The sequence below is a fragment of the Microcoleus sp. bin48.metabat.b7b8b9.023 genome, assembly GCF_013299185.1.
Taxonomy (GTDB): Bacteria; Cyanobacteriota; Cyanobacteriia; order Cyanobacteriales; family Microcoleaceae; genus Microcoleus.
The window spans coordinates 13,891-38,771 of sequence record NZ_JAAFKG010000015.1; the positions used below are offsets into that span (position 1 = coordinate 13,891).

General features: G+C 46.0%; 21 protein-coding genes. 10 read left to right on the forward strand and 11 right to left on the reverse strand.

Translation table 11 applies throughout. The features are described 5' to 3' along the window. Nucleotides 1-76: 76 nt before the first annotated feature. Together QZW82_RS11130 and QZW82_RS11135 are read left to right on the forward strand one after the other, a co-directional pair. Nucleotides 77-1,045, forward strand: coding sequence for a glycosyltransferase family 2 protein (locus tag QZW82_RS11130; RefSeq protein WP_293148151.1), 969 nt, complete (start codon nucleotides 77-79; stop codon nucleotides 1,043-1,045). A gap of 101 nt (nucleotides 1,046-1,146) precedes the next feature. Next, entirely contained in the window at nucleotides 1,147-2,124 is a 978-nt protein-coding gene (locus QZW82_RS11135) for a glycosyltransferase family 2 protein (protein ID WP_293147980.1), read from the forward strand. 685 nt (nucleotides 2,125-2,809) lie between these two features. Here QZW82_RS11135 and QZW82_RS11140 read toward each other — a convergent pair. The 3 genes from QZW82_RS11140 to QZW82_RS11150 form a co-directional block, all read right to left on the reverse strand. After that, entirely contained in the window at nucleotides 2,810-3,217 is a 408-nt protein-coding gene (locus tag QZW82_RS11140) for a type II toxin-antitoxin system VapC family toxin (RefSeq protein WP_293147982.1), read from the reverse strand. After that, complete coding sequence (locus QZW82_RS11145) at nucleotides 3,214-3,438, reverse strand: DUF2281 domain-containing protein (protein WP_293147984.1); 225 nt, start codon at nucleotides 3,436-3,438, stop codon at nucleotides 3,214-3,216. The genes QZW82_RS11140 and QZW82_RS11145 overlap by 4 nt, the downstream gene beginning before the upstream one ends. 144 nt (nucleotides 3,439-3,582) lie before the next feature. Beyond that, nucleotides 3,583-4,377 (reverse strand): cation diffusion facilitator family transporter, encoded by a 795-nt coding sequence (locus QZW82_RS11150; protein ID WP_293147986.1) that lies wholly within the window; start codon nucleotides 4,375-4,377, stop codon nucleotides 3,583-3,585. 44 nt (nucleotides 4,378-4,421) lie between these two features. Here QZW82_RS11150 and hpsU point away from each other — a divergent pair, with 44 nt between their 5' ends. Together hpsU and QZW82_RS11160 are read left to right on the forward strand one after the other, a co-directional pair. After that, nucleotides 4,422-5,102: a hormogonium polysaccharide biosynthesis acetyltransferase HpsU gene (gene hpsU / locus QZW82_RS11155; protein WP_293147988.1), complete on the forward strand. Its 681-nt coding sequence runs from the start codon at nucleotides 4,422-4,424 to the stop codon at nucleotides 5,100-5,102. A 283-nt stretch (nucleotides 5,103-5,385) separates the two neighbouring features. Beyond that, complete coding sequence (locus tag QZW82_RS11160) at nucleotides 5,386-6,516, forward strand: flagellar assembly protein H (RefSeq protein WP_293147990.1); 1,131 nt, start codon at nucleotides 5,386-5,388, stop codon at nucleotides 6,514-6,516. On the opposite strand, the gene QZW82_RS11165 is transcribed toward QZW82_RS11160, so the two are convergent. Then, nucleotides 6,486-6,614, reverse strand: a complete 129-nt coding sequence (locus QZW82_RS11165; RefSeq protein ID WP_293147992.1) for a hypothetical protein — start codon at nucleotides 6,612-6,614, stop codon at nucleotides 6,486-6,488. The genes QZW82_RS11160 and QZW82_RS11165 overlap by 31 nt on opposite strands. 234 nt (nucleotides 6,615-6,848) lie before the next feature. Further along, on the reverse strand, nucleotides 6,849-7,457 hold the full coding sequence (locus QZW82_RS11170) for a TetR/AcrR family transcriptional regulator (protein ID WP_293147994.1): 609 nt from the start codon (nucleotides 7,455-7,457) through the stop codon (nucleotides 6,849-6,851). A 114-nt stretch (nucleotides 7,458-7,571) separates the two neighbouring features. Here QZW82_RS11170 and QZW82_RS11175 point away from each other — a divergent pair, with 114 nt between their 5' ends. From QZW82_RS11175 to QZW82_RS11185, 3 genes are all read left to right on the forward strand, one after another. Next, complete coding sequence (locus QZW82_RS11175) at nucleotides 7,572-8,993, forward strand: HlyD family efflux transporter periplasmic adaptor subunit (protein ID WP_293147996.1); 1,422 nt, start codon at nucleotides 7,572-7,574, stop codon at nucleotides 8,991-8,993. Between the two features lie 199 nt (nucleotides 8,994-9,192). Continuing rightward, entirely contained in the window at nucleotides 9,193-10,377 is a 1,185-nt protein-coding gene (gene devC / locus QZW82_RS11180) for an ABC transporter permease DevC (RefSeq protein ID WP_293147998.1), read from the forward strand. 80 nt (nucleotides 10,378-10,457) lie between these two features. Further along, nucleotides 10,458-11,174 carry a DevA family ABC transporter ATP-binding protein gene (locus tag QZW82_RS11185; RefSeq protein WP_293148000.1) on the forward strand — a complete coding sequence of 239 codons (717 nt, stop codon included), beginning with the start codon at nucleotides 10,458-10,460 and terminating at the stop codon, nucleotides 11,172-11,174. Nucleotides 11,175-11,283: 109 nt separating this feature from the next. Here the strand turns inward: QZW82_RS11185 and QZW82_RS11190 are convergent, their stop codons facing one another. The 4 genes from QZW82_RS11190 to QZW82_RS11205 form a co-directional block, all read right to left on the reverse strand. Beyond that, the gene (locus QZW82_RS11190) at nucleotides 11,284-12,285 is read right to left on the reverse strand and encodes a glycoside hydrolase family 104 protein (protein ID WP_293148002.1); all 1,002 of its coding nucleotides are present in this window, start codon (nucleotides 12,283-12,285) and stop codon (nucleotides 11,284-11,286) included. A gap of 139 nt (nucleotides 12,286-12,424) precedes the next feature. Then, the gene (locus tag QZW82_RS11195; protein ID WP_293148004.1) at nucleotides 12,425-13,693 is read right to left on the reverse strand and encodes a glycosyltransferase family 1 protein; all 1,269 of its coding nucleotides are present in this window, start codon (nucleotides 13,691-13,693) and stop codon (nucleotides 12,425-12,427) included. 189 nt (nucleotides 13,694-13,882) lie between these two features. Then, a complete protein-coding gene (locus QZW82_RS11200) occupies nucleotides 13,883-14,203 on the reverse strand; it encodes a hypothetical protein (RefSeq protein ID WP_293148006.1) in 321 nt (106 codons plus the stop codon). 19 nt (nucleotides 14,204-14,222) lie between these two features. Further along, nucleotides 14,223-15,140 carry a YihY/virulence factor BrkB family protein gene (locus QZW82_RS11205; RefSeq protein ID WP_293148008.1) on the reverse strand — a complete coding sequence of 306 codons (918 nt, stop codon included), beginning with the start codon at nucleotides 15,138-15,140 and terminating at the stop codon, nucleotides 14,223-14,225. A 247-nt stretch (nucleotides 15,141-15,387) separates the two neighbouring features. Here QZW82_RS11205 and QZW82_RS11210 point away from each other — a divergent pair, with 247 nt between their 5' ends. From QZW82_RS11210 to QZW82_RS11220, 3 genes are all read left to right on the forward strand, one after another. Then, nucleotides 15,388-16,281 carry a CNNM domain-containing protein gene (locus QZW82_RS11210; RefSeq protein WP_293148010.1) on the forward strand — a complete coding sequence of 298 codons (894 nt, stop codon included), beginning with the start codon at nucleotides 15,388-15,390 and terminating at the stop codon, nucleotides 16,279-16,281. Nucleotides 16,282-16,390: 109 nt separating this feature from the next. Beyond that, complete coding sequence (locus QZW82_RS11215) at nucleotides 16,391-16,588, forward strand: hypothetical protein (RefSeq protein ID WP_293148012.1); 198 nt, start codon at nucleotides 16,391-16,393, stop codon at nucleotides 16,586-16,588. Continuing rightward, nucleotides 16,572-16,922: a type II toxin-antitoxin system PemK/MazF family toxin gene (locus QZW82_RS11220; RefSeq protein WP_293148014.1), complete on the forward strand. Its 351-nt coding sequence runs from the start codon at nucleotides 16,572-16,574 to the stop codon at nucleotides 16,920-16,922. Before QZW82_RS11215 ends, QZW82_RS11220 begins: the two co-directional genes overlap by 17 nt. Before the next feature lie 66 nt (nucleotides 16,923-16,988). On the opposite strand, the gene QZW82_RS11225 is transcribed toward QZW82_RS11220, so the two are convergent. Next, a complete protein-coding gene (locus tag QZW82_RS11225) occupies nucleotides 16,989-17,555 on the reverse strand; it encodes a hypothetical protein (protein ID WP_293148016.1) in 567 nt (188 codons plus the stop codon). Nucleotides 17,556-17,898: 343 nt separating this feature from the next. Further along, nucleotides 17,899-24,627, reverse strand: coding sequence for a glycosyltransferase (locus QZW82_RS11230; protein ID WP_293148018.1), 6,729 nt, complete (start codon nucleotides 24,625-24,627; stop codon nucleotides 17,899-17,901). Nucleotides 24,628-24,881: the final 254 nt, after the last annotated feature.

Here is a 24,881-nt window from a genome sequence, read left to right on the forward strand (position 1 = left end):
GCAAAAAATAGAGACTATCCCCAATGCCCAATGCCCTGCGCGAGCCTTCTTCCCAATGCCCAATGCCCAATGCCCAATGCCCAAACCTCAGATATCAGCCATAATTTGCACTCACAATCGCGCCAGCTATTTAGCTGGGGCGATCGACAGCTTGCTGGTACAGGATTTTCCCGATAACTTTGAAGTAGTAGTAGTGGATAACGGTTCTAACGATTATGCCAGCCCCGAAAGTTCCACTTCGCGCACTCGCGAGGTGGTAGAAGCAAGACTCTCCGACTGCCGCCTCAAGTATGTCTGGGAACCCACAATCGGTTTATCAGTAGCGCGAAACACCGGCGCCAAGGAAGCTAGCAGCGAAATATTAGCTTATCTCGACGACGACGCTATTGCTGAGCCGAATTGGCTCAGGGTGCTGCACGCCGCCTATCAAAGCAATCAAAAACTAGCCGTAGCCGGCGGCAAAGTTAACTTGCTGTGGCCTTGTGGAGTCTGTGCACCAAAATGGCTATCGCCCGGATTGGCCCAAAACTTGGGAGTTTATGATTTAGGGGATACTTGCCAGTACGTAACTGCTGCCGGTTTGACTCCCAGGGGTGTAAACTACTCGATCCGGCGGGCTTTTCTCGAACAAATTGGTGGCTTCGATGTCAAACTCGGTAGAGTCGGCAAAAAGTTGTTGTCAAATGAAGAATTGCGCGCGACAGAATTAGCATTAGAGTTAGGCTGGCAAGTGGTTTATCTGCCCGAGGCCCTGGTTCTGCACAATGTGGCTGTAGAAAGGCTCAAGCAAGCTTGGTTTCTCGATCGGGGTTGGTGGCAAGGCATCAGCGAGTGTTATCGGGAACAATTGTCCGATCGAGCAGGTATTGCTCAGCTTGGACGGGGCGGTGAAAGAATACTGAGGGGAGTATACAAGTCTTTTAAATACATTAGAGATCCGGGACTGCGCTTTGAAAATTTCGTTTTTGCTTGGGGTCAAATTGGTTATTTAAGTGCAGCCCTTCGGGGCCTGATTTTTACACCGAAATCGACCAGCAGGCATTAGGCTAGAGGCAATATCCCTCGCTGTTAAAGTCGTCGGCGCTACCATGCCGATCGCACTTCATCCACAATAACTCGACCGCATTCAGGTTCAAGCACTCGATTATGACATCTAGTTCATCCAAGATTCCGGTTTCAGTTCTCATTCCGGCAAAAGACGAAGAACTTAATCTACCTGCGTGTCTGGCCAGCATTGCCAGGGCAGATGAAGTTTTTCTGGTGGATTCCCAAAGTAGCGATCGCACGGTAGAAATTGCCATCAGTAGCGGTGCCAAAGTCGTGCAATTCTATTTTGACAACCGCTGGCCGAAAAAGAAAAATTGGTCTTTGGACAACCTGCCCTTTCGCAACGAATGGGTTTTAATTGTCGATTGCGACGAGCGCATCCCCCCGGAACTTTGGGACGAAATCGCGCGGGCGATCGCCGATCCGAATTTTGACGGCTACTACCTCAACCGCAAAGTCTTCTTTTTAGGTCAATGGCTGCGTTACGGCGGCCGATATCCCGACTGGAATTTGCGTTTGTTCAAGCATCAAAAAGGCCGCTACGAAAATCTCGGCACCGAATCCGTCCCCAATACAGGTGACAACGAAGTACACGAACACGTCATTTTAGCAGGTCAAGTCGGCTACTTAAAACACGACATGATCCACGAAGATTACCGCGATTTATTTCACTGGATAGAACGGCACAACCGCTATTCAAATTGGGAAGCCCGCGTTTATTACAATATTATTGAAGGCCGCGACGACAGCGGCACTATTGGCGCCAACTTATTTGGAGATGCAGTACAGCGGAAGCGATTTCTCAAAAAAGTTTGGGTGCGGCTGCCTTTTAAACCACTACTCAGATTTATTTTATTTTACTTCATTCAGCTCGGCTTTTTGGATGGAAAAGCTGGCTATATTTATGCAAGATTATTGAGTCAGTACGAGTATCAAATTAATGCTAAACTTTACGAATTGCGCTGCTGCGGCGGTCAGTTAAATGTGGCAGAACCTGAGCCTACTTTGTCACCGCCAGAGAGTGATTCGGCGGTTAAAACCGCAGCTACACAAACGAAGTCTGCCTCCGCAGACTAAGAAATAAACGGGATATTTAAGCCGAATTTTGTATCAGTCCGCGGAGGCGGACATTGTTTGTATAGCCGCGGTTTCCAACCGCCGGGTTTCTTCGTCCGCGGAGGCGGACATTGTTTGTATAGCCGCGGTTTCCAACCGCCGGGTTTCTTCGTCCGCGGAGGCGGACATTGTTTGACAAGCCGCGGTTTCCAACCGCCGGGTTTCTTCGTCCGCGGAGGCGGACATTGTTTGACAAGCCGCGGTTTCCAACCGCCGGGTTTCTTCGTCCGCGGAGGCGGACATTGTTTGTATAGCCGCGGTTTCCAACCGCCGGGTTTCTTCGTTTGACAAGCCGCGGTTTCCAACCGCCGGGTTTCTTCGTTTGTATCAATGCTATTTCAACGGCCGGGTTTCTGCACAAAAGAAGTACAATAATTATGACAAAATAAGAATTATTCAATTAATCGATCGCCATTATCCCAATGACTACCATTACCCAATCAGAAATTGAACAATATCGCTCCCAATTACAAGAATATCCCGATGCTCTAAAAGCCCTTGATGTACTTCAAGAGTTGGGTTGGGCGGGTTTTTGAGATTGTTTGTTTTGGCGCAATTATGGTTGGTGAACCCGCCCCTACAGGATGTATGAAAGATTTCGGAAAAAACCCGGTTTCTTAGATTGCCCTGTCAATTCCACCCATACTCACCATATTGTCTGAATAATAGTTAACGCTTGAATTTTCGCGTCGCGGGTGACTAACGGAAGACTCAAAGATAAAGCAGTGGCGGCAATAATCCTGTCTGGCATATCAGGAACCGTTGCCCTGTCAATTTGTTGAATAGTTGCCGAGATATTGCGATCCAAAGGTGCTAGCAAAATCCCCACATTTGGATCGTCCGCAGCATTTAAAACTCGTGTCAGCACCTCGCCTGCCAAACGCCCTCGCTCAATTAAGTAAGAAATTTCTACTATTGTAATTGCCGAAAAGTAGATCGAATTTCCCTCATTAACCGCTTCTTCTAATGCCGTTAATGCTGCTGGCGACAATCTCGGCAGTTCAAAAATGTACCAAATTAGGGTATGGGTATCTGCTACGACTGAGGGTATCAAACAATCTCCCTGGGAAAATTTCCCCACATTTCTTTTCGGGCTTGGGCGATGTCTTCTTCGGTAATATCTACTTTTAAGTCAGCACACAATCCTTTGACACTCTTTAGCGGTCGTTTAGCCATAGTTTTTTGTTGAAGAAATTCAGCAAAATCTAAAACTTCTTGCTGTCTCTCTGGGGGCAATCCGCGCAACTTATCTAAAACTGCTTGCTCTAAATTCATTGTTTTTTTTCCTCCGTTTCTACTTTAGTTGACATAGATTTGATTTTAGTCTGTTCTATTTTGATTGTATACCTATCTTTTATACTTTGGATCTTAACCGCAGATGTCGGCGGATAAACGCTGATGAACGCAGAGGTCGAGACATCATTTGATTAGTTCTTCGAGGGATGGAAACAGGAGTTTTTCGGCGCTGACTCTTTCGCAGTCGCAAGGTTCTTGAATTGCGGAGATTGCCGATACTTTTCCCAGCAGCAATTGGATACTTTCAATCAGCAATGGTAGAGTTAATAAAATTATTGATACCGATACTAGCAAGCTAATTAAGCCGTCCGCCCAATTCCAGTGCAGCCACGCTACGGCGATCGCAGCTAAAATTACTCCAACCGACGAAAATATGTCGGCGACTGCGTGCAGAAAGGCGCTTTTGAGGTTCAAGTCGCCGTGACAGCAGGAATGCAAGCAACAAGCATTGATCGAGTTGACGCTTAAACCGACAATGGCGGTAATTAACATCGGGAGTCCTTCTACTTCCGGGGTTGGGGACTGCAAGCGGGCGATCGACTCTGCCGCTATCCACAGGGCGATCGCCACTAAACTGATACTATTAACTAAAGCAGCAATAATTTCTCCCCGTGCAGGAATTGCCGATCGGGTGATCGCACAATCTACAGCTTTACTTCTTTGTCGCGACGAATACCAAGTAGCTGTCAAAGTTATTGCTAAAGCTGCTACATCTGACAAAACGTGACCCGCATCTGCCAATAGGGATAAACTGTGAGAATTGATGGCGGCGATTAACTCTGCTACAAAAAAGCTGCTAAGCAGTATTAAAGCTGTTTGTAAAAGTCGCACTTTCGGAATGCTGGGATTTGGATTTTGGCTGTGTGCGAGATCCTTCGTGTTTTCAGAGTTAAAATTGTCCCTAACTGGAGATGTCATGCAGCAGTCCTTAAAGTTAAACTCGATTTTCAATTAAATATTAGATGACTCATTATACGCCAACTCCTGACCCGGAACCGCCGCATCCGATCGCAAATTCGCCAAATCCTGAAATCAACGATCTTCCCATTGGCAATAACCAACCAAATATTTTAACAGGTGAATCTTTAATTGATTTGCGGCTGTACAACCAGTCAAATTTCGATCGCGGAAGGCCCGGATGGCTAATTTTGGTTTGGTGGTTGGTGCAGGCGATCGCCTTTCCCCTCACTCCACACCCTTGTAACGGCATCAGAAGCGGCTTGTTGCGGTTATTTGGCGCGAAAATAGGTTTTGGGGTAATTATCCGCCCTACGGCTCGTTTTACCTATCCCTGGAAAGTTGAAATCGGCGATTATAGTTGGATTGGAGATGATGTTGTATTGTACAGTCTGGAGCGAATTGCGATCGGCAAACACTGCGTTATTTCTCAAAAAAGCTACCTCTGCACCGGCACTCACGACCCCCAAGACCCAGCCTTTGGGTTAATAACAGCATCTGTTATCATTAATAACGGCGTTTGGATTGCCGCCGATTGCTTCATTGGCCCTGGTGTTGCGATCGGTGCAAATGCCTTAATCGGAGCTCGCAGCAGCGTGTTTGAAAATATGCCCGCTGGCTTTGTTTGTATGGGAAATCCTTGTCGTCCGCGCGATCGGCGAGAAATCAAAAAAGTTTGTAGTTAGGACTTCAGTCCTTTCTTCTACCACTTCGTTGATAAATATAGCAATCCTAAATTATTTGTGTAACTTTTGTAGGGGTTCTTCCCGAACTCGATTGCGCGATAGATAGGGCGTAGGTACGGGGGCACTACCCTACAAATTTATATGAATCATTCATAAATGCTATATTACTTAAACGAAAATAAGAGGGCTAAAGCCCAACAACGTACCTCATATTTCTTAGAACTGCTGTAAATAAATATCGCACATCTGCTATTATTAACGGATAAAGTTAATCGTAATTCCTATGACGCGATTTATTCACGATCGCTTTGCTAAAGAATTTCTGGAAGAATTGCTTTCCCCGCTAGGAACGGTGAATGTCGGCCGCGATGTGACGAGCGAAGTTCGAGAAATCGATGTTTATTTCACTCCTGGCACTGCAATTCCCGAATACTCCGAAAATCTAGGCTTGTTGGGAAAAATGGCGGGTACGACTGCTATTTTTGAGCCGTTTCGCAATCCGGCAAACCCCAGCGAAATTTGTAGCTGTTTGGGCAAATTATTGGACGTGCGAGGCGAGTTGGAGCGAAAATTTAGAAGAGAAAATACTCGCTATGATGACTCTCAGTTACCCAAACTGTGGATTTTGACACCGACAGCATCGAAAGCCTTGGTAGATAGCTTTAATGCGACACCAGATACAGAGAATTGGATGCAGGGAATCTATTTTTTGGGGGAATCTTTGCGATCGGCAATTGTGGTGATTCACCAGTTGCCAGAAACTCCCGAAACTCTGTGGTTGAGGATTTTGGGCAAAGGGAAAGTGCAGGAAAGGGCGATCGCCCAATTGAGCGCTTTAGCCACAAACGATCCGTTGCGGATTATCGCGCTAGAATTATTGTATCGGTTACAGTCAAATTTAGTAACCGACATCCCACAGGAATTAGAGCCAGAAGAGCGGGAGTTAATTATGACGATAGCACCACTTTTTCGAGAAGAAATACAAGCTGCACAGCAACAAGCTAGGGAAGAAGGATTAGAAGAAGGGCTGGAACAAGGGCTAGAACGAGGACTGGAACGAGGCAGACAAGAACAACAGCGGTTAATCTTAGAAAATTTTCTGCGAGTTCGCTTTGGAGAATTAAGCCCGAAAATGACGGCTTTTCTATCTCCCATATCCAAGTTATTGGCTGCGGATTTTACGGTTTTGTTGCTGGCAATGTCGATGCTGACAGTCGATGAATCGGGGCGGGAAGAAGCGGTCAAGTTGTTGGCTGAAAGTGTCTTGAAAATGTTTGTTACTAACTTGCAGGATATTCTGCCCCAGGCTGTGACTAATTTATTGGCTTTGCCTTTGGCAGAATTGACTTTGTTTGTGGAACAACTGCCACATTTATCAGATGCTCAATTGAGGGAAAGGTTAGTTGGCAGTTGACAGTTGACAGTTGACAGTTGACAGTTGACAGTTGACAGTTTGTAGGGGCGGTGCCAAGAGTGCCCGCCCTCTTCGTTGACAGTTGACAGCGGGAGCATCTCAGGTTTGCAAAAAGCATTTTTTTATTATTATAGTGCGAGCGTCCCCGCTCGCGATTTGTAGAATACGCGAGCGGGGACGCTCGCACTACTATAAATGCAAAACTCAGATGCTCCCGTTGACAGCAAAGTTTGAAAGCTCAAATGATGGGGAAAAGGGAGAGGGAAAGCGACTACTCAAAACCTCAAAAATTAACCCGATCGCCCCATCTTCCCATCAACATTCGATCGCACTTAGGAATTTGACTGCGATCGCAAAATCAAGTGCAGCAGAGCATCGATTACTCGATCGCGCTCCATGGGCATAATATCTTTACCGTGCATCATCTCCTGCGTTAACTGGAAATATACCAGAGAGCCAATAAAAATCCGCGCCGTCGCCTCAGGATCGGGCAATTTTAACTCTGGATGCAATGTTAAATATTCAGTCAGGCGATCGATACCCGGTTTAGCTAAGTTTCTCACAAAAGTCTGCGCTAGCTGGGGAAAACGCCCCGACTCCGCAATCACTAGCCTGACGAAATTGAGAAATTCGGGTTCGTGCGTCGCCTGATCCAATATAGTTGTGGCAATGAATCGCAGCGCTACGGCGGGTTCTTCATCCAGAACTGTAAAATGGACTTTTTTTCGCGCCAGCCACTGCACCAAGGCCGCGAACAATCCCTCTTTATCTTGAAAGTAGCTGTAAACCGTGGCTTTGGAAACTCCCCCCGTCTTGGCTACCTTGTCCATACTCGTACCCGCGTAGCCGTGGGTTAAAAATTCTTGCATCGCACCTTGCAGGATTTGCTCGCTTTTATCACCTAATGTTGCGTCTGGTTCGATTGGTTTTGTCCTTGCCATCTCTGGTTTCTGTAATTTTTGCTTCGGGTATTGACATCATTATACTGAACGGTTTAGTATTTATTTATAAACTAAACCGTTTAGTTTTTACCTACCCAAATCATGAGGTGTGTCATGGTACACCGCTTAACCGCAGAAAGCTTATCTTCCAATTCACCCTTAGTTAAACAACTCGTAGTTGTAGCAGCCTTAGCAACTCTGGCGGCTGGGGGAACTACTGGTTACACGATCTGGCGATCGCGCCAGCCAGATCCCAACGCAGCAACCGCAGCAGCAGCAGTCACAGCATCCCAATTAACCACAGTGACAGCTTTGGGGCGACTTGAACCGAGGGGAGAAGTGATTAAAGTTTCGGGCTCTGGGGCGGCGGATGGAAACAGGATCGATCGACTCCTGGTAAAAGAAGGAGACAGAGTGAAAACAGGTGAAACGATCGCAATTTTGGACAATCGCGATCGCCAGCAAGCAGCCTTTGACCAAGCACAAGAACAAGTGCGCGTTGCCCGGGCAAATCTCGCAAAAGTGAAAGCAGGAGCCAAAAATGGCGAAATTCAAGCCCAGAAAGCCACCATTGGCCGCTTAGAAGCCGATCGCAGCAACGAGATCGCAGCGCAACAGGCGATCGTTGCTCGCTTAGAAGTCGATCGCAGTACCGAAATTAGAGCCCAACAAGCCACCATTGCTCGTTTAAGGGCCGAACAGCAAGGGGAAATTCAAACCCAACAAGCAGCAATTGCTCGCATAGAAGCCGAACTCCGCAACGCTAGAAACGAACAGCGACGCTACTCGCAACTGTACCAACAAGGAGCAATTTCTGCCTCAACTAGCGACAGCAAAACCCTCGCCGCCGAAACAGCCCAACAGCAACTCAACGAAGGAAAAGCCAAACTGAATCAAATTCAGCAATCTCGCCAACAACAAATTTATGAAGCGCAAGCCAAACTGAATCAAATTCAGCAGTCTCGCCAGCAGCAGATTAATGAAGCGCAAGCCAAACTCAGCCAAATTCAGGAATCTCGACAGCAGCAAATCGGCGAAGCGGAAGCAAATCTCGATCGCATCGCCGAAGTGCGCCCCGTTGACATAGAAGCAGCCGCCGCCGAAGTCGGTTCCGCCCAAGCCGCCGCCAAACAAGCCAAAGCCAATCTAGATCTAGCTTACATCCGCGCTCCCAGAGATGCTCAAGTCCTAAAAATTCACACGTATCCTGGGGAAAAAGTTGGAAATGACGGCATTGTCGAACTCGGACAAACTCGCGAAATGCTGGCGGTGGCTGAAATCTACCAAAGTGATGTGGACAAAGTACGGATTGGACAGCCAGCCAAAATTACTAGCGATTCTTTGAATGGGGAATTGCAGGGAAGTGTCGAATACATCGGTTTGCAGGTGCAGCGGCAAAACATTGTTAACACCGAGCCTTCTGCGAATATTGATGCGCGAATTGTGGAGGTAAAAGTGCGTTTAGATGCAGCTTCCAGTCAGAAAGTAGCGGGTTTGACTAATTTGCAAGTCAAAGTTGCGATCGGCGGGAATTAAATATCAATCAAATCCGCCTTAAATAGCATTCTTGAGTCTGCGGAGGCAGACTTCGTTTGTGTAGTTGCGATTTCAATCGCCGATTCAAAATTGACTAATTTGCAAGTCAAAGTGGCGATCGGCGGGAATTAAGAATTAAGATTTTTTAACCGCAGAGAGCGCAGAGAACGCAGAGAAAATAGAGGAAGAGAAGAGAGATATGATTGGACTAATTAAACCTTTACAACAGTTAAGAAACAGAACTCCTCTCGGATGGCTGCAACTGAGTCACGACAAAGGACGAATGGCGGTTGCAGTTGCAGGAATTGCCTTTGCTGACGTTTTGATGTTCATGCAGTTGGGATTTCAAAATGCGCTTTACAGTAGCAATACGCGCCTGCACCAAACTTTGCAAACTGACTTAGTTTTGATGAATCCCCAAGGCCGGAATTTGCTGAATTTATCTTCTTTTCCAAGGCGCAGATTATATCAGGCGATGAATGTACCTGGTGTGAAATCAGCCGATCCACTTTATGTCAAAATTGCTACTTGGAAAGTTCCTGAAACTCGGCGGGAAACGTCGATTATGGTGTTGGGATTTAATCCCGATCGCCCTGCATTTGACCTGCCAGAAGTCAACAAAAATTTGAATTTGATTAAATTGCCGGATACTGTGTTATTTGACCGAGCTTCAAGGGGAGATTATCAAGGGTCTATCGCCCAAATTAATCAGGGACAATCTGTTAAAACTGAGATCGATCGGCGCACAATTGCGATCGGCGGTTTATTTACAGTTGGAGCATCTTTTGCCGCTGACGGAGCTTTAATCACCAGCGATCAAAATTATCTACGCCTGTTTCCCCGACAGGATTCTGCAAGCGTAAATGCCGGATTAATTCAACTGCAACCCGGTGCTGACTCGCTGCAAGTCCAACAAGTTTTAAAAGCATATTTGCCATCGGATGTCAAGGTTTTGACCAAACAAGAATTTATCGAGTTCGAGAAAAATTATTGGGCTAAAAATACTGCGATCGGCTTTGTCTTTAATTTAGGCGTAGCGATGGGTTTTGTAGTAGGAGTAATTATCGTTTACCAAGTTCTCTCAACCGATGTCAGCGACCACATGGGAGAATATGCTACTTTTAAAGCGATGGGCTACCGGAATGTTTATTTGCTCGGCATTGTTTTTGAAGAAGCTATTATTCTTTCTGTCCTCGGTTTTTTACCTGGAGTAGGAGTCTCTGTAGCACTATATCATGTGACTCGTCAAGCTACAAATTTACCCTTATACATGACCATAGGTCGAGCATTAGCAGTATTAATTTTGAACATGGTTATGTGCAGTATTTCAGGAGCTATTGCCACTCGTAAACTGCAAGCAGCCGACCCCGCCGACATTTTTTAATCCCAATTATTCATCTCTCTCTGATCTTTCTCTGTGTTCTCTGCGCCCTCTGTGGTTAAAAAAATCCGAATCCTTAACTTATGAAATCCGCTATTCTCAACCCCACAGCCAACAACCTACAGATTTCCGAGCCTGTAATTTCCATGCACAAACTCGACCATTACTTCGGTCAAGGTCAACTCCGAAAACAGGTACTTTTTGACATCAACCTTGAGATATATGCAGGTGAAATTGTGCTGATGACCGGGCCTTCCGGTTCGGGAAAAACCACGCTTTTAACATTGATTGGCGCACTGCGTTCTGGTCAATCTGGTAGTCTCAAAATTCTCGGTCAAGAGATGTGCAATGCCAGTTCAGATAAATTGGTAAAGACGCGGCGCAAAATTGGCTATATTTTTCAGGCGCACAATTTACACCGCAGTTTGACCGCGCTACAAAACGTGCAAATGGGTTTGGAAGTTCACGGAAATTTGTCACGTTCCCAGATGCGCGATCGATCTACAAAAATGCTAGAATTAGTAGGACTGGAACAACGACTTAACTATTATCCAGATGACTTGTCAGGGGGACAAAAACAAAGAGTTGCGATCGCCCGTGCCTTAGTTAGTCGCCCGCAAATTGTTTTGGCTGATGAACCAACAGCGGCCCTAGACAGCAAATCCGGGCGGGAAGTGGTGAATTTGATGCAGCAACTTGCCAGAGAGCAGGGTTGTACGATTTTGTTAGTTACCCACGATAACCGTATTTTGGATATTGCCGATCGCATTGTTAACATGGAAGATGGAAAATTAGCATAATTTTTAAGTTCTCAAAGAATCGACATCACCCATAACCCCCAACTTTTAATTTTGGATGCTCTAGAGTCTATCCAAAATCGCAAATTGTAACTCGTCCTCGGACTATTAACTAATTGCTAACAACTAATCCTGGGCGATAAATCCCTAAATTTTCCCGGTACATTTTTTCGAGTTTGGGCAGCGACGAGTCCACGGAACCGCCAAAACGCCGAAAAGAAGGCCAGATGTAAGCGAGTTTTCTGACTGCTGGCTCCAATCGACCCGCTTTGATATCTTCTAATGCACCTCGTTCTCGAATTAACTCTATAGCCATTAGGTCTTGATTTTCTGGACTGAAATCCTTGACACCGAATTTTTTGGCGAATCTGTCCCAAGTTGTGCTGAGAAACTGATACCGCCCCGCAGCGTCGGAACAGAGTTTTTTGCCGTAGCGGCGGCCGCATCTCATTTCTCTGGGATGGTCGCTGAAACTGGCAAATTTGGTTCCTGTGTACTGGGTGTGGTAGCCATCGGCAGCAGCGGTGCCTTCGGCGCTGGCGATGGTGTCGAGAAATGCTTTTACCCGATCGCGCTCAATGCTATCGTCGTTATCCTCGTTCTTATCTCTTTTGTCTGGTGGCTCGTCAGTTGCAACTTTCGGCAACGCTTCTGATGCCGAAGCCGGCGAGCTTTCTGCCGAGGCAGTCAGGCGTTTTGGAGGTGGCGACATTTCTGCCGAGACTGTTTGTCCCCAGAGTTTCGGGGCCATTCTACCCAAAAAAAAGCACAAACAGATGCACAAACTCCACCCCAGCCTCAAACGGAGTTGTTTGTACTGCTGGCTGCGCTCTCGCACCGGCCACGCGTACAGGGGGATAGCTGCGGGCAAGACTCCGGTTTGCTGGCCGAAGGCGAACAGCGATTTTAGAGCTAGCAAGGTTTGCTTGTAGAAACGGGGTGGAACTTTGCGAGCCCTCATCGCTGCGGCGAAAGTCTGGATATCTGTCAGAGTCACTTGTGCCAGCGGTTTGTCTACAAACAGTCGAAAACCGTTGGCGGCCTGCCAGCTAAAGCGCTTGCTGGGGGTAGATTTGCGGTTTACCCACAGACGAATTAGCTCTTGGTCGGACATACGAAGCAGATGTCTTCCCAGATGTTCTGATGCGTACAAGAGTACCTCCTCATATCACTTCTAGTTGAAGGTTCCCAGTTTATAGATGAGATGGATAGGGATCGAGGGAAACAGGCTTCAACCATACTAAGTGATACTACTAAGCGCTCACGGGGTCAAGTTTCATCGCCGATTTTTCGAGCAGTTGAGTGTAAAGTTGACCGAGTTGGGAGGCCACACCGTCCCAACTGAAATTGGTTTGGACGCGCACTCTGCCTGCTTGTCCGAGTTGCTGGCGCCATACTGAGTCAACTAACAGCCGATCGATCGCACTTGCAAAGGCTGCTTCATTTTTCACAGGCGCGAGCAAACCTGTTTCTCGCGGCACTACGGTATATTTGAGCCCTCCCACGTCGGAGGCGACTACGGGCGTGCCGCAGGCCATCGCTTCAATGGCGACTAAACCGAAGGGTTCGTAATGGCTGGGAACCACGCAGACATCGGCGGCTGCGTAGTAGGCGGGGAGAATCTCTCGGCTCAAACCGCCGGGAAAGCTGGTAATGTCGCTTAAGCCTAATTCTTCCACGATGCTGCCGATTCGATCGCGCTCTTTGCCGTCGCATTCCCCCTCGCGCCAGCCACCGCCGATAATTAGTTTTAAATCCCCTTTGCGCCGCAGCGCCGACAGACTGACGGCGCGGACTAAGGTTTCGATGCCCTTGCGGGGGTCAAAACGACCGACGTACAGCACGACTTTGGTTTCGGGGGCTATTCCCAACTGGCGGCGGGCTGCCGATCGCGCGATCGACCCAAACTGCTGAGTGTCGGTACCGCAGGGAATGAGGTCTATATTGCCTTTTGAGGACACCAGAGACCTCATGTGTTCTTTTTCTTGGGGACTGGTAGCCACCACGCGATCGGCTGTTTCCAGAAGAGTTTTTTCTACTTGCAGCCTGGTTTTGGCAATCATCGGAATAGTCGCAACCGACTTGTATTTAACTGCTGCCAAAGAATGGTAAGTATGAACTTGTCGCAGGGGTTGGGATTTTTTCAACTCCATTCCCACCCAAGAAGACAGCCAGTAATTCGTGTGAACTAAGGGATATTGAAAGCCTGACTCTAACTGAAACTTCTGAAATTCGCGAACAAAAATTGGCAAATATCCGTAAAGTTCGTCGCGGGGAATAAATTCTTGCGGCCCTGCTACTAGGCGAATTGTCCGGCAATTGGGGCTGTGCTGGACAATCCTTGCTTGTTGGCGATCGGATGAGCGGGTGAACATATCAACTTGCCATCCTTGTTTCGCCAAAGATTCTCCTACTTGACGCACGTAAACGTTTTGCCCGCCCGCTTCTTCTTTGCCAATTTCCACAGCCGGATCGCCGTGCACCGAGATCAGGGCGATGCGTTTTTTTGTTAATGAAATCATGATTGTTTACCAAAATTTTAAAAAAATGCAGCCGATTAATGTGCGATTTTGGCTACTGCGCGGGGAATGAAATGTAGCTGCTAATTGTTATTAAAGTCAAAATAGGCGATCGATAAATCATCCCTCAGGGATAATTTCACTGGAAAAATTGACAAACGACTTCCTTCTGCTGACAGAGACCAGCAGCAGCTAAAACTCTAGATAATCTAAATGGAAATGAACGAGGGTGAAAAGAATTTCCCGGATTTGAGCAGTTGTCAAACTCGAACCAGCTTTCAGCTTGCTGTTCGAGCCGATCCCGTCAGTCGGAGGTAAAATTTTTACCTGTCGCGATAAATAATTTGAACTGTGGAGAAAGCAGAAGTAAATCTTCCCAAAGACAGAATTTGACATGGCGCTCGAAGAGAAAGATAAATTATTGCCTTCAAAATTTTTCTTTCCTTCCGCCTTCCGCTTTCTGGCTGCTTCGCTCTTGCTTTTATCAAAGCCGGGGATAGACTTTAACCTCAAATTTCCCAATTGTCAAATATTAAGAATTTTTTCGATGTTTGCGTGTGGAGGATTCCCCCTTTTCACTGTGCAGGGTATTATTTCGCGAACCTCGCATTCGAGAGCCGTATCGGTTAGCCCAAACTTGGGTAAACTCGGCACCTAAGAACAGAATTTGAGCGGAATAATTAATCCAAAGCAGGATAATTACGAACGATCCCGCAGCACCGTAGGTAGAGGCAATACCGCTACCTCCCAGGTAAACTCCTATTAGCGATTTGCCGATCGTAAACAGGACTGAGGTGATGGCGGCGCCGATCCACACATCATTCCAAGCAAGATCGACATCGGGCAAAAGTTTGTAAATCAAGGCAAACAGCAGCGTAACTACACCAAAGGATATCCCAAAATCCACAATCTGCCAAATATTGACTGGTAATTGCAGCAAGCCGTTCAACCAATAGCTGACGGCTGCTAAAACGGCGCTAATTACTAAAGATACTAACAATAGAAAGCCGATGCCTAAAATCATCGCAAAAGACAATACGCGGTCTTGCAAAAATCCCCAAATGCCGCGTCCCGGAGGCGGTGAAACATTCCAAATAGTATTGAGAGCTTCTTTGAGGTTAGTAAATACGTTGGAAGCGCCCCACAAAAGTGTAGCGAGACCAACTATAGTAGCAATCATTCCCGACTTGGGTTCGGAAGCTTTAAGGATTAGTTCTTGGACAGTTTGAGCGCCATCTTTGCCGATTAAACTTTGAAGTTGGGCGACGATTTGACCTTGGGCTGCATCTGCACCAAAGACTAAACCGACGATCGCAATTACGATAATTAGCAGCGGGGCGAGGGAGAAAACTGTGTAATAGGCTAGGGCGGCTGCTAGGGTTGGTGCTTTATCTTCTTGCCATTCAGTAAAAGTTTGTTTTAGCAGCGATACGACTGTTTTTAAGTTCACGACCTTTGGTTTCCTTATACTTGTCTTTGCACCAATAAATCGTAATATGTTATGAGTTTTTTCTCGTCGGCCAGAAGATAGATTTATGGATGGCAAATTGCTTTTTTTATCTATTTGTAGGGTGTGCAATGCACACCTTACGAAGACCCGTAGTGCGGATATCCGATATGTGGAGCCGTCAATCTATCTGAATTGCAAGCTAAGATGAAATGATTAACCTAAACATCTATCAGATTAGATATCTATCTTGAATAACCTTACTTGTCTGGAAATAGAAGTCGCCGAAACACTGTTGAGGTTAGCAATGTTGCTGGGCTTAACACTTTTAATCGCGTTTTTTGTGGCGTCAGAACTAGCATTAGTATCAGCCGATCGCCATCAAATCAGCCAACTTGCCCAGTTGCGCGATCGCCCAAACGCGAAAACCGCCGAACTCGTCCATCTAGCGCAGAACAACATACCGCATTACCTGTCGGTGACTCAAACAGGCACAACAGCCGGAAGTCTGCTGTTGGGATGGTTGGGCGAGGGTGCGACTGTACACTGGATCGAGCCCTGGATCGACAAATTGCCGATCGGGCATTTTCCCGCGATGCTGACGGCGCATTCGATCGCAGTTCCCGTAGCATTCATCTTCGTTACATACATCGAGATAGTATTAGGAGAACTCATCCCCAAAGTATTAGCAACCCACGCCCCAGAACGCACAGCTTTGTTACTGATGCCCGCCCTGGAAGTCTGCTCGAAAATACTCTGGCCGCTGCTAGCAGTTCTCAACGGTACGGTACGGATGCTGACAGGTTGGATTACCAGTAAACAGTCAGAATCGCTGCTACCAGCTTCCGAAGCAACTCTGATTGAAAAAGACGCTCATTCAGCCCTAATTTCCGGCGTCTGGGAAGTAACAGCAGTTAACGAAAAACTCGGGTTAAACCTGCCAACCAACCAAGCGTACCAAACAATCGCCGGATTCGCGATCCATACTTTTGGTAGAATGCCTGCTCAGGGCGATCGATTCTTGTGGGGAGAATTAGAAATAGAAGCAGCAGATGTAGTAGAAGGCAGTTTAGAAACAGTGCTGCTGCGCCAGGTAACACGCCCTTTGTTTGAGCCACAACATCCAGAACTCGTGTTGAATTAATCCTAAGTCAGGCTTAAATACTTCCTCGATCTATGTGTCTTAGGTTGTAATTGTGCGACAATGTATCAAAAATCTGCAAATTGCGTAAAGCACAGTTTATGAGGTGGATATGCTGAAAACACTTTGGGCTACTGTTCGACAAGGAAAAATTGAACTGCTAGAGTTATCAGAGTTACCCGAAGGGGCAAAAGTATTAGTAACACTCTTACCTGATGAAGAAACTGAGTTTTGGCTTCAAGCCAGTCAAACATCACTAGATACAGTTTGGGATAATACTGAGGATGATATCTATGCCCAGTTACTCTAAAAATGACATAATTTTGGTTAGATATCCCTTTTCAAACTTGTCTAGTTCTAAGGTAAGAGTAGCAATTGTTGTGAGTTCGCCACACGTATCTCAAGAGATTATGATTGTGCCATTGACAAGCAAAACTGCATCCTTAATTGAGGGTGAGTTCATACTCACTGAATGGTCAGCAGCAGGGTTAAATGTGGCTACAGCAGTCAAGCGAGGTTTGCATACAGTACATGAAAGCTTAGTTGTAAGGAAGATTGGCATATTAGCAGATTCTGATGCTGAGCGACTGGAGCAATCTCTCCAAGATTGGTTGGGGTTTCAGTGCAACAGCGACAGTTTTTAACTGATTCCCAGCCAGAGCCTGGGAACGAGGAAAGACAGTCAAACATAACTATATACACATATTCGCTTAATTTAACCGTTCCCAGATATATTCATATTGCCTCTTAAAGCTTTCGATACTTTCCTGAGAAACTTCCGTATCTTCATCGATACAGATTAGGATAGCAGAATCTTTAAAATCCATATCGCCAAGAACATAAATTCTCAGATGTTTGGGAATAGCATCGTAAGCTTCTCGCAAGCTATTTTTATTTTCTGGTGTTGGCAAGGTTAGGAATCTAGCAAAGGCTTCAACACAAGTCTTTGCAACTGTTTGCTTGCCCTGAAGCAGGTTTATGGTATCTTCCACTTCTTTGACAAACTCATCAATCTCTATATAAAACTCTAAAGTCGAGTTTCCATAATAGAGATGGTGACAGCTTATCCTCGCACCCTTGGGAACTTGGGTAACAACCCATCCCTCAGCAACTTTGGTTTTGAATTCCTCAAAGTCAACCAATCCCCAACAATCGATTTTACCATCTTCAAAGACTTTGATGATAGTTTCATGGTAGTTCACATTGTGTATAAATGCCGACAGCCCTTGACCCCGAATTATTTCTCCATTTGCACCATTTCTATAGATTTGAAGCATTTATTTTGTCCTTCAAAATCAAGTTACAATTGCCTAATTAATTGCGCCAGACAGGGCTGGGTAATATGCGCCCCAGCCTGCGTTATGCCAGTTTGTATCATTTCCAGTTGTATAGGAATGATTTAACCGCAGAGAGCACAGAGGGCACAGAGAGAGAAGATATAGATGAATACAGGAGGATGCAACCGGATTTGATATTACCAGAAAGAATTGGTTGAAAGCCCGCCCGCCTTTGAGGGAGAAATTAAAATCAGACGATTCATTACTCAAATCCTCTTGTTTCTAGGTTGAGGTCGCTCTCCCATGGTCAACTGTCAACTGTCAACTGTCAACCGTCAACTGTTTACTTCACAGCCACCTGAACCGCACCCCCAACAAACTGCTCGTAATCTTCAAACAACCATTCAGGTAAACAACTATCCGCATCCTGAACTTGCAACTGTCCAGCGCGACAAAACAGCCTCGCCGCCAACAAATAATTCACAGCTTGAGGCATTCCAAACCCTTTACTCAACTCACCCACCAACGCATTCAAAACAGTACGTTCAGTATCAGTAAGCGGATCGTTAACAAACCCACTCCCGAGCATTGCCTTGTAACCTTTACCCAAATCGCTCCGGTACAAAAGTTCAAGTTGTTCGCCGGAAACCTTCAGCCACAAGTCAGCAATTTGTTTGCGAATTTCCCGCAAATCTGCTATTACCATTTCCGCCGTCGGTTCGATTTCATAAAGATTCAGGGCAGCAGTTAATTGATTGAGAAACTGCGGGAGATAATCTTGGTTGACAATCGTTTGTTGATTGTCCGCGAATGGGATTTCAAAGATTTTTTCGTAATCGTCTATCAACCACTGTGGCAAGCGGGTGCGAGGGTCGGAAACCCGCATTTTTCCTGGTACAAAGTACAGCATTCCACCCAGCAAAGCATTGATAGCTTGAGGATGCACTAACCCTTTGCTAATTTCGGTCACTTGCTGCAAAAAGTTTTGTTCGGCTTCCGTCATTGATTGTGCTTGCAAGCCGCAGTTAAGTATTGCTTGATATGCTTTGCGAACTTCCCCTCGGTAAATATTTTCCAGTTTTTCTGGGGGAACAATCAGCCAAAAATCAGCCAGTTGTTTGCGGATTTGGCGGAGTTCCAAAACTACCGATTCGTCTGACGGATCGATCCGGTAAAGATTGACGCATCCTAATAGTTGATTTACAAATTGCGGCGATTGAATGTATTGAGCGAGTAAGTCAGAACTTGACTCCTTCTCGACGGTATCTTCTGTTTCAAAAACTTGTTTGTAATCGCCGATTAACCAGTGTGGCAAGCGGTTGCGAGCGTCGGGAATCCGCATGGTTCCCGGCGGGAAATACAGCATTGCTGCGAGCAAGGCGTTGACAGCTTTAGGATGCACTAATCCTTTGCTAATCTGCGTTAATTGCTGCAAAAATATTTGTTCGCCTTCCATCATCGCTTGATGTTGAAAGTAGCTGTGCAGCAGCATTTGATAGCTTTTTCCGGCAGCACTTTTATAGGTGGCTTCCAGGTTTTCGGTGGGAACATTTAGCCAGAAATCAGCGATTTGTTTGCGGATTTGGCGGAGTTCGGATATTGCTGAGATGTTTGATGAGTTTCTTTGGTAAAGCTGGACGTTATGCAAGAGTTTCTCACCCAAGTCTGGCTGTTTGGGAATGCTATTCTGCAAGCTGCGGGAGGCTTCTAGGTGGCTTTTTTGCCAGTTGCTAAAGAGTTCTTGAAATAGTTTTGCGATCGCCCCTGAGTATGCAACACTGTCAAAACAGGCGGGATTGGCTTGCATTTTTTGCACAATTTCCTGGCGTTTTTGCTGCCGCAGTTGCGGGTTAGTGGCGAGATTGACGGCTAGCTGAATGTAGGATGCCTCGTCACGGGCGATTAAATCGGGCATCAAGAGCGATCGTACCACTGCTGCTCCCATGCGCGATCGTAAAGTATCACCATCCCTGACAACAGTCGGCAACCCCACCTCCAGCGGATCCACCAGAGAAGTAGTCCCCGCATAGGGGTAAGAATCCAAATAAACATCACCCAACTTCAAAACTTCCTTGACATCCGCACGATTTGGCAAAGCCTTCACCACCCGCAAACGCTGACTCTCAACCCCATACTTCGCCAAAATCCCTTGCATATTATTAACAAAAGCCGCCCCAGGATAATAATTAGTCCAGCTAGGGCCAAAAGGCATTAAAAACAGTATGGAATTAGGAACAGCAGCCAAAATCTTCGCCCAAGTTTCCCTTAACTCCGGCACCAACTTATACAAATTAGCGCTGGAAATAAACACAACCGATTCCTCAGAAATTCCCAGACTATTTCTAGTCATTTGAAGATTAGGAGTATAGGGTTCGAGGGTATAGCTAAAACAGCAACCCAAACCGTCAACAGTGGCTAATTCCTCGCGATAGTGCGCGCGTCCCTCAATGGCAGGTTCCATCAACTTGCCAGCAATATAATAGTCAACGTGGCGCATTCCCGTAGTCACAGGAGAATTAAAACAAGTAGTTTGTACCCGCGCCAATCGATGCTGCGCCAGCAAACTAATCGGATGAGTGACAGCAGTAATATTCGTAGCAACCAACAGAATATCCAAGTCATCAGCGCGGATAGTCTGAACTTGACTCGGCAAATCACTCGGCAATTGCACCAACCTATCCGCGCGACTCTGGCAATACTGTTCTAATTTATTACCATCCAAATTGATAGCATACAAAATAATTTCAAACTGTTCTCGATTCAGATATTCAAAAGCAGGCAAAGTCGCGAAAGTTTCCGTCATCGCCCCGAAATGCTTAGTCAGAACTCCGACGCGAATTTTCTGTCTGTTTGCAGGCCTCGCCGGAAAAATGCAATCAATGGCAGCCCCGCGATTTTTCATCGCAAATTCAATAATTTCTGCCCGTTTGGTGTAAACTTGCTTGAGATTTTCGCTATTGAAATACAAAGGGATAAAGTTAGCGGTTTGAGTGAAAAACCAGGCAATTTCCTGCCAAATTTGTGAATTCTGGTTTTGGAATATATTGCGGTGGACGTAACTAACCCATCCCTGAAAGTAGCGGCAATAATTGTCAGCCTCTCCTAGTTCTTGAAAGAGAGTCGGCGCGGCAAACATAAACTTGAGATAGTCGTTGACAAACCAATTGGGTATAGCTGCATTTTCATACTTTAGCAATAACTGATCGGCACGACGGTAAAGAGAGGCTGCTAGTAAGTAGCTAACATCTTTTAGAGTTTTAATTCCCTGGGATAGATGTGTTTCCAGTTGACCGATTAAACTCTGTTCAGTATCTGTTATTGCTTCATATTTGATTGTACTATTTAGCAGCATTTGATGTGCCTTACCTGCCTCACCGGAATAGGCAGTTTCTAGTTTCTCTGCGGGCAGATTCACAAAATAATCGGCAAGTTGTCGGCGCAGTTGGCGGATATGAGCGAGAGCAACTTGATTGGTTTGGTCTTTTTGATACTCTCCCAGGTGTTGGGGAAGGGAAGCTAAAGACTGTTCGGGTGTATTAACTTGAGCTAATTCATCAGCAATCAAGTTACCGTGTTGCTGCAAAACTTTTTCTGACCAACTCACTTCTTCAGGTTTGTAAAGTTGAGAGTGCAGGCGAACAATTGTAGCCCTCATCAAGTCTAATTTGGCGCGTTCTGCGGCCATTTTTTGGGTTCTGCTAGAGCCGTCGCCGTGTTGCCTGTAGTAGAGATAAGGCTGAGGCAAACGATCGCCTAACCAGCCTTTTTCATAGGCAGAAATCCAAAATTCCCAATCTTCGCATCCCAGCTTCATCACTTTTTTCAAGCCGCCTACTTGCTCGTAAATTTCTCTTCTAAATAAGGAAGTCGCCGGGGCTTGATTGTCTCTCAAAAACTTATTGGGGTCAAAATCGCCGTGGTTGACTAAATCGCAGTTTGCTCCGAAGTGCTGCACATCTGTATAAACAAAACCCACCTCCGGTTTCGCTGCTAAAACTTCAACGCACTCCTCTAGAAATTTGGGATGAATTTTATCATCGGCATCTAGAAATAAAACAAACTTTCCTGACGATTGCTGAACACCAATATTTCTGGAATCAGCGGGCCCCGTGTTGGGTTTGTCGATGAGGCGCAGCGCTTTTTGAGGATATAATTGAATTAAATAATTGGCGAAGTTGCTGGTATCGTCGGTGCTACCGTCGTTGACAATGATGCACTCCCAATTTTGATAGGTTTGATTGACAACACTTTCAACAGCTTCTCTGAGTAGATTGGCGTGGTTGTAGCAGGGGATGATGATGCTGACGAGTGCTGTTTCGGGCGTGCGGTAGGGCATGGCGTTTAGCTGTGATACAGAGATGGCAACGGGGACGGTAGTAGCGGGTTTGATACCTCGGCGGATGATGCCGTATTCATTCCATATCTTAAGCGTTTCTTGTTGCGATCGCCCTGAACCATGTTCTAAACCTTGCTCGTTGTGGTAGTAAAGCCCAATTATTTCCGGGATGCGGCACATATTTTCGGTTTTTCCCGCCCGCAACCAAAATTCGTAATCGCCAGCCGCAGTCAATTCTGCTCGGAAATAGCCGTGTTTTTCGTGTAGCGATTTTCTCCACATTGGCCCAGAACCCACGATGCAGCGTCGTTCCAGTTCCCCATAGGAAAAGTCCGGCCAATTCCACCGCGTTTGAGCTTGCGTCGCAACCCAGGTATCATTAACAACGTTCGTAATTAATTGATCGCCGTAAACCAGAGCAGTTTCTGGTTGCGAGTCCAAATAATTAGCCATGATTTCCAAGGCGTCGGGGCGGTGTCTGTCATCAGCGTTAGCATTAGTAATGTATCTGCCGCGCGACATCTCGATTCCTCGATTCCAAGCGGCATAAATTGTTTCTCGCTGTGGTATCCGGCAATAAATTATGTTGGGATATTTTGCTTGAAACTCCCGGGCGATATCTCCTTCGTTCTGTTCGGAATTGCTGTCAATGACAATGATTTCCAGTTCGCCTTTTTGGTAAATCGTTTGGTTTACCAAGTCTTCCAAACAGCCGCGAATAAACTTTTCTGAGTTGTAGGTAGAAACGATCGCAGATACTTTGAAAGCTGACGGGACAGGCTGCGATGTGTCATAATTCGATAATTCGCTCTGTAAGGCTGGATCGGCTTGCGGTTGAACGGAACGCTCAGCTACTTGAACCAAAACTGAGCTAACAGTTGCAGCCATTTTCGACCAGGAAAACTTCTTAGCTTGCTCTAGCCCCGCCGCAATTAATGAATTGCGAACAGCAGGCTTCTGTATTTCCCGCAAAGCATTGACAAGCCCGCCGACATCATCGGCATCTACATAAACCGCTGCTTTTCCTGCTACTTCCGGAATCGAACCGTTTGGACAAGTGATGACTGGACAACCGCAAGCCATAGCCTCGATGACTGGTAACCCAAAGCCTTCATATTTCGACGGATAAACTAATACCGCAGCACCCGAATAAGCAACTCTCAATTCGCTATCGCTTAGTTGCAGCGTGCGGACAGTGATTCCAGAACAATACAATTGCAGATCGGGTTCTAATACAGGTTTTCCGCCTGTGCAGACTATATCAAAGTCAAACTTATTGGCAAGTTGAGAAAAGGCTTTGAAGAATAATATCCCATTCTTGTAACCATGCCAGCCTACCCTCTCGCCTACCAAAAGAAAATAGGGTTTAGCAATGCCGTACTTTGACTTAAAACCTGCGATTTCTTCTCTATCGGCTGGCGAGAAATTGGCGTCTATTCCGCAGTGCGCTACAGCTACAGAAGCTGAAGATATCTGCGGAAAAACCTTAACTAAATCGCGGGCTGTATTTTCGGAAATGGCGATGTAGGCTGAGGCGTGACGGATACCGCAATGCTTTTCTCTCCACTCGGAATGAGCAAGATTTTGTCCCATCAACTCTGGAATCATGTCATAGGCCATGAATACCGATCGCGTTGACAAAGGCGTTGTATAATAAGTAGAAATAAACAAGTCTGCATTTTCTTCATCGCAGATTTGCTGTAGCATTTGGCGGTCTGCATCGGTTTGGCTGTAGTCGTAGCGGGCTACATTCCGGTACTGGATGCCGGGAATTTTGGGGGCGGTTCCCGCTCTGTCAAGAACTAGAATTTGCTTAGCAAAACCATTTTCTGCCCAGTTTTCTAGCAGCGATGTCCAGACGCGACCAATGCCGGTGCTGTTAAGCTGATAAAATACGCCGTCAATCACAATCTTTTTTAAATTTTTAGGAGATAGGGCTGCTGGAGTTCTCATTGATTTGCGGTTCTCTATGTCGGCAATTTTTCTCAAAGCTGCCTCGTAATCCTCTTGGAGTAATGAGGCTTTTTTCAATTCCGGTTCTTGGCAATATGATAGGCTTTGAAAAAGTTGATGCGGGATTCCCTTTTCTGTCAAGAGGTGCAAAGAATCGCCGTTAGAGTAAAAATTTAAATTGAATTTTTCGGCAATTATAGACAGTGCCTTGGTGGTATAAATAGAAATGTGCTGACCTTCATCTAGGGCATAGTACCACCATTCGCTGGGCTGCGGATTGTTGGCTGGCAGCAATCTGGTACTGAATAAAATATTGCGAGAATATTTGAAGATTTTTTCGATCTCCGACAGCGGGTTAACAAAATGCTCAAATACTTCAAATGCTGTGACTAATTCGTAGGGGTAGCTGCTGTTTGCCTCGGCCTCAAATCCTTGTGCAAATATATTTTGGCAATATTTATCATGCCATGAAAAATCAAATCCTAAATCTCTCATCATCCGAACAAATACACCGTAGCCGCCCCCGTAGTCTAAAAATTTACCGCGGTGATTAAACAAATTAAAAATAATATTATTGGCTGCGGTGGAGAACATCGTGCTTCTCGATAACATTCCCACGTCGCTGCTAGCTATGGCTTCAGAATAAGCCTCCTCAAGCCAGTACGGTTCCTCGGTTTGAACAAATCCGCAATTTGAGCATTGAAAATACTCAACGTTATATTTTTTTAGTACCGTAGCCGCAGCCAAGCTGTTTGTTGGAGAATCACAAATATTGCACTTCATTTTTTTTTGATTATCTAAATTTACACAATTATTAAAGTGACTGTCTGTATTGGAATGCCGAATATCTCTCGCTCTTAACTCAATTTTTAATCTGGCAAAGTGATGGCAATGGGTAGGCTAGACTGTTTTAATGCTGAGGCTTGAAATCTTCGGACGGTTCCTCAACGGTCGATCGTTGTATATGAAGAGTGAATAAACAGGAACATCCTACACCAATGCAGCCCTGACTCAGAGATCTTATCAGGAGTCCGTCC